The sequence below is a fragment of the Frankia sp. Cppng1_Ct_nod genome, assembly GCF_920656135.1.
Lineage (GTDB): Bacteria > Actinomycetota > Actinomycetes > Frankiales > Frankiaceae > Protofrankia > Protofrankia meridionalis.
In genome coordinates, this window is sequence record NZ_CAKKTK010000138.1 from 1 (window position 1) to 5,116 (window position 5,116).

Sequence of the window (5,116 nt, forward strand, 5' to 3'; positions counted from 1 at the left end):
CGCCGGGCGAGGCGCGCCGCCGAGCGCTGGTTCGGACCGACGTCGCCGACTGCCGGCAGCCGGACGACGGTGGGCGCTTTCTGCCGGCAGGGCCGGCACAAATTTGTTACTGAGTACGCCTATCCGGCCGCGGGCTCGGGGACCGCCGGGACGGCGATGGTATCCAGCAGGCCCGCGGCGATCTTCTGCGCCACGGGTTCATACCGCGCGGCGAGCGCGCGAAAGACGTGGTCGGCGCGGATGCCCGGCCAGCCGACGGGCAGGTGCTGGGCGGGCAGGCACGGATCCTCACGGACCAGTTGCAGCCAGTCGGTGTGCAGCAGGAGCTGGCGGGCGAGGTCGTCGGGTGCCTCGGGCAGGGGCTGTGGCCGGTCCCAGCGGTCCAGGAACGCCTGGTAGCGGCCGGCGATGGCGGCGGTGTCGAACGCCCGGGCGATGAGCTGTGCGGATTCGGTCGGTTCGGCGGCCTGGGCGCGCAGGACGTTCAAGTGGTCGTCAAGCCCGATGCCGTCGAGGACGCCGGCGACGTCCACCTCGCCGGGGGCGATCCACATCCCGTTCTGCAGCGGGCCGAACCCGGCCCACACCAGCCGTGAACGCAGGTCGTGGCGTTGGCGGCGCCACGATTCGGGCAGCGAGAAGCCGACCACCGTCCACGTGCCGTCCCAGTCCCGGTTCACCGCCCCGGTCTGCCACACCCGCCGCTGGCCGTCGCGCAGGACCGTGACCGAGCGTGGGGTGAGGCCGAAGTACATCCGGCGCCCGGACCGGTGGCGCTGGAGCAGACCGTGTTTGACCATCCTGGTCAGCGTTGAGCGGACCGCGTCCTCCGACACGCCGACGCGCGTGAAGACGGCGATGACGCTGCCCGAGTAGACCGCCGTGGCGCGGCCGAGCACATGGATGCCGAGAAAACTCAGCATCAGCGACTGCGGGCGCTGCCAGGACCGGGATCGGGCATCCTCCGCGGGTTCCGCGTCCTCGACCGGCCGGATCTGTTCGACCGGCCCTACGACCGTGTCGATGTTCGTCACATCCCCAGCCTAGCGGCCGAACTTCGGCATCTTATTGACCGCAGCAAAATATTCGCCTAAGTTCGCGTTCGGCCACGGGTGCCGGACGGAGGGCTGGACACGATGGATCTGTCGGACAAGGTTGCTGTGGTCACCGGAAGCGGCCGGGGACTGGGCCTGGCCTATGCCTCGGCGCTCGCCGCCGCGGGCGCGGCCGTCGTGGTCAACGACGTCGACACCGAGGCCGCCGAGCGGGCGGTCAAAGAGATCACCGAGGCTGGCGGGCACGCGGTCGCCGAAGCCGCCGCGGTGGGGGAGACCGATGCCGCAGAGCGTCTGGTGGCACGGGCCGTGGCCGAGTTCGGCCGGTTGGATGTCATGTGTACCAACGCAGGCATCCTGCGGGACCGGGTGCTGTGGAAGATGTCCGACGACGAATTCGACGCCGTGATCAAGGTCCACCTGCGGGGTACCTTCACCTGTGCACGGGCGGCCGCGATCAGGATGCGCGAGCAGGGCGGCGGCGGCAGGCTGATCATGGCCGCGTCGCCGGCCGGGCAGCGGGGCAACTTCGGCCAGACCAACTACGCCGCGGCCAAGGCCGGCATCGCGGCGATGGCCCGTACCTGGTCGATGGAGCTCGCCAACGCGGGCATCACCGCGAACGCACTGGTGCCGGTGGCCGCGACCGAGATGACCCGGACGATCCCGGCGTTCGCGCCCTACATCGATGCCATGGAACAGCGCGGCGAGCCACTGCCGGGCTGGCTGCGCAAGGGCGAGGGCTTCGGAACCGTGCGGGACGTCGCCGGGCTGGTGGTGTTCCTCGCCTCGGACGCCTCGTCAGGAGTCACCGGTCAGTGCATCGGTATCGGTGGCGACAAACTCGCGCTGTGGTCGCACCCGCAGGAGATCAGCGTGGCCTACGCCGACGGCGGTTGGGACGCCGACGCGATTGCGGCGGCGTGGCCGGTGTCGGTCGGTCGGGAGCCGCAGTCGGTCGGCATCCCGGCGCCGCAGGTGCCCGCGTCCTGACCCGGCGACGAGGGCTGACGAGCTGAGGAGAGCTTGAGGATGGCAACACTTCCGAACCTGGACGATCTGGTCGCGATCGACGTCCACACGCACGCCGAGGTATCCACCGACGGACACCTGTCCCTGTCGGATGAACTGCTGGCGGCGTCCAGCGACTACTTCAAGGCGCATGATCATCGCCAGCCGACCGTCCCCGAGATGGCCGCGTACTACCGGGAGCGGAAGATGGCCGCGGTGGTGTTCACCGTGGACGCCGAGGCCGCGACCGGCCATCCGCCGATCCGCAACGAAGAGGTTGCGCAGGCGTGTGCGGAACACGCCGACGTGCTGATCCCGTTCGCGAGCATCGACCCCTGGCGGGGGCGGGCCGGTGCGCGGGCGGCGCGCCGGCTGGTCGACGAGTACGGGGTGCGCGGGTTCAAGTTCCACCCGAGTATCCAGGGTTTCGCGCCGAACGACCGGATCGCCTACCCGCTCTACGAGGTGATCGAGGAGCTGGGTGTCCCGGCGCTGTTCCACACCGGTCAGACCGGGATCGGAGCGGGTGTGCCCGGTGGCGGTGGGATCAGGTTGAAGTACTCCGATCCGATGCTCGTCGACGACGTGGCCGTGGACTTCCCGGAGCTGCGGATCGTGCTGGCCCACCCGTCGTTTCCCTGGCAGGACGCCGCGCTCGCGGTGGCCACCCACAAGCCGTACGTCTACATCGACCTGTCCGGCTGGTCGCCGAAGTACTTTCCGGCGAACCTGGTCCGTTACGCCAACAGCCTACTCAAGGACAAGGTGCTGTTCGGTTCGGACTATCCGGTGCTCACCCCGGACCGGTGGCTGGCCGACTTCGCCAAGTTGGACATCAAACCCGAGGTTCGGCCGTTGATCCTCAAGGAGAACGCCGCCCGGTTACTCGGCCTGGCCAAGGCCTGAGACGACAGGAACCGAGAAAGGGAGGAGGCAGTCCGTGCGCAACAAGGGTGTCGGCTCATGGCCTGCCCGCCGGGCCCGCAAGACCCCCGGTCGGGTCGCGGTGGTGCACGACGGCCGGGAGTGGACCTACCAGTCTGTCCACCAGCGGGTGCAGCGGCTCGCCTGGGCGCTGCGTGACCTCGGGGTGGGCCGTGGCGACCGGATCGCCTACCTTGGTCCGAACCATCCCGCCTTCCTGGAGACCCTGTTCGCCGCGGGTGTACTGGGCGCGGTGTTCGTGCCGCTGAACACCCGGCTCGCCGCGCCCGAGATCGCCTTCAACCTGGCCGATTCCGGCACCGCCGTCCTGATCCACGCGCCGGAGCAGGCGGATGTGGCGACCACCGCCGCGGCTGACGCCGCCGTGATACACCGGATCGCGCTCGCCGGGCCGGGCGACGGGGCGCTCGGCTACTCCGAATTCCTCGCCTCCGGCCGGGACGAGCCGATCGACACCCCGGTCGGGCTCGACGACGTATGCATGATCATGTATACGTCGGGTACCACCGGACGCCCCAAGGGCGCCGTGCTCAGCCATGGCAACATCACCTGGAACTGTTTCAACGTCCTCGTCGACGTGGACTTCGCCGGTGACGAGGTGACACTGGTCGTCGCGCCGCTGTTCCACACCGCCGGGCTGAACCTGACGTGTCTGCCCACGCTGCTCAAGGGCGGCCGGGTGGTGCTCGTCGGCGCCTTCGACCCCGCGCGGGTGCTGGAGACGATCGAATCTCAGCGTGTCACCTACATGTTCGGCGTCCCCACCATGTACGACGCGATGGTCACCTCGCCACGGTGGGCGAAGGCCGATCTGTCCAGCCTGCGGTCGGTCAGTTGCGGCGGGGCACCGGTGCCGATGCACACCATCCGCACCTATCTCGCCCGCGGGCTTGCGTTCAGCCAGGGCTACGGGATGACCGAGGCCTCGCCCGGAGTGCTCTACCTGGACAGGGCGATGGCCTCGGTGAAGGTTGGGTCGGCCGGGGTGCCGCATTTTTTCACCGACGTGCGGATAGTCACGCCTGACGACGCCGACGCCGAACCGGGGGATCGGGGTGAGCTGCTCGTCAGTGGTCCCAACGTCATGAGCGGCTACTGGGGCCAGCCCGACGCGACGGCCGCGGCGTTCGCCGACGGTGAATGGTTTCGGTCCGGCGATATCGCCGAGGTCGACGACGACGGCTACTACTCGATCGTGGACCGGGTCAAGGACATGATCCTATCGGGCGGGGAGAACATTTACCCGGCAGAGGTCGAGGCCGTGCTCCGCGAGCATCCCGCGGTCGCCGACTGTGCGCTGATCGGCATCCCCGATCCCCGGTGGGGAGAAGTGGGCCGGGCCGTGGTCGTGCTGCGCTCCGGGACGGATACCGACGAACAGGACGTGACCGGATTTCTCGCCGGTCGTCTCGCCAAGTACAAGATTCCCAGGTCGGTGGTGTTCGTCGACGCGCTACCGCGCAACGCCACCGGAAAAATCCTTAAACCCACGCTGCGCGCCCGCTTCGGTGAGCGCCCGACCGTGACCGCACCCGAAGACCAGTGACCGCACAGACCATCGGTAGGAGAGTGACGACGATGCCCAGGACCGTTGACGGCCTCGACGAACTGACGGAGCTGGCCGGAACCGACCTCGGCTACTCCGCCTGGCGGGAGATCACCCAGGAGCGGGTGAACACCTTCGCCGACGCGACCGACGACCACCAGTGGATTCACCTCGACCCCGAACGTGCCGCGTCCGGCCCCTTCGGCGGCACCATCGCGCACGGCTACCTGACGCTGTCCCTGCTGATACCGATGTTCAACGAGCTGCTGGATATCCAGGGCATTTCCATGAGCGTCAACTACGGCCTGAACAAGGTGCGTTTCCCCAGCCCGGTCCTGGTCGGAAGCAAGATCCGGCTGCACGGGAAGGTTGACACGGTCGAAGCCGTCAAGGGAAACGGCGTGCAGATGGCGTTCACCTTCACGATCGGGATCGACGGCGGCGACAAACCGGCGTGTGTCGCCGAGGCCGTCTACCGTCACTACGCCTGACTCCGCAACGGCAGACGTCGGGCCGGCTTTCCGTTCGTGTTCTTCGTGGACACGGCGACCGGGCGGGG

5 protein-coding genes are annotated in these 5,116 nt (G+C 68.7%); 4 read left to right on the top strand and 1 reads right to left on the bottom strand.

The features are described 5' to 3' along the window. Positions 1-119: 119 nt before the first annotated feature. Complete coding sequence (locus NBW77_RS21710) at positions 120-1,034, bottom strand: PaaX family transcriptional regulator (RefSeq protein WP_250280257.1); 915 nt, start codon at positions 1,032-1,034, stop codon at positions 120-122. 102 nt (positions 1,035-1,136) lie between these two features. On the opposite strand from NBW77_RS21710, the gene NBW77_RS21715 reads away from it, so the two are divergent. From NBW77_RS21715 to NBW77_RS21730, 4 genes are read left to right on the top strand one after another with little or no spacing between them, the layout of a single operon-like run. After that, a complete protein-coding gene (locus tag NBW77_RS21715; protein WP_250280258.1) occupies positions 1,137-2,048 on the top strand; it encodes an SDR family NAD(P)-dependent oxidoreductase in 912 nt (303 codons plus the stop codon). Positions 2,049-2,087: 39 nt separating this feature from the next. Beyond that, on the top strand, positions 2,088-2,972 hold the full coding sequence (locus tag NBW77_RS21720; RefSeq protein WP_250280259.1) for an amidohydrolase family protein: 885 nt from the start codon (positions 2,088-2,090) through the stop codon (positions 2,970-2,972). A gap of 34 nt (positions 2,973-3,006) precedes the next feature. Continuing rightward, positions 3,007-4,557 carry an acyl-CoA synthetase gene (locus NBW77_RS21725; RefSeq protein WP_250280260.1) on the top strand — a complete coding sequence of 517 codons (1,551 nt, stop codon included), beginning with the start codon at positions 3,007-3,009 and terminating at the stop codon, positions 4,555-4,557. Between the two features lie 32 nt (positions 4,558-4,589). Then, positions 4,590-5,048 carry a MaoC family dehydratase gene (locus tag NBW77_RS21730; protein ID WP_250280261.1) on the top strand — a complete coding sequence of 153 codons (459 nt, stop codon included), beginning with the start codon at positions 4,590-4,592 and terminating at the stop codon, positions 5,046-5,048. Positions 5,049-5,116: the final 68 nt, after the last annotated feature.

Bases quoted from the DNA above. Each gene is read 5' to 3' on its own strand.
- NBW77_RS21715 (WP_250280258.1), top strand. From the start codon at position 1,137: ATGGATCTGTCGGACAAGGTTGCTGTGGTCACCGGAAGCGGCCGGGGA.
- NBW77_RS21720 (WP_250280259.1), top strand. From the start codon at position 2,088: ATGGCAACACTTCCGAACCTGGACGATCTGGTCGCGATCGACGTCCAC.
- NBW77_RS21730 (WP_250280261.1), top strand. From the start codon at position 4,590: ATGCCCAGGACCGTTGACGGCCTCGACGAACTGACGGAGCTGGCCGGA.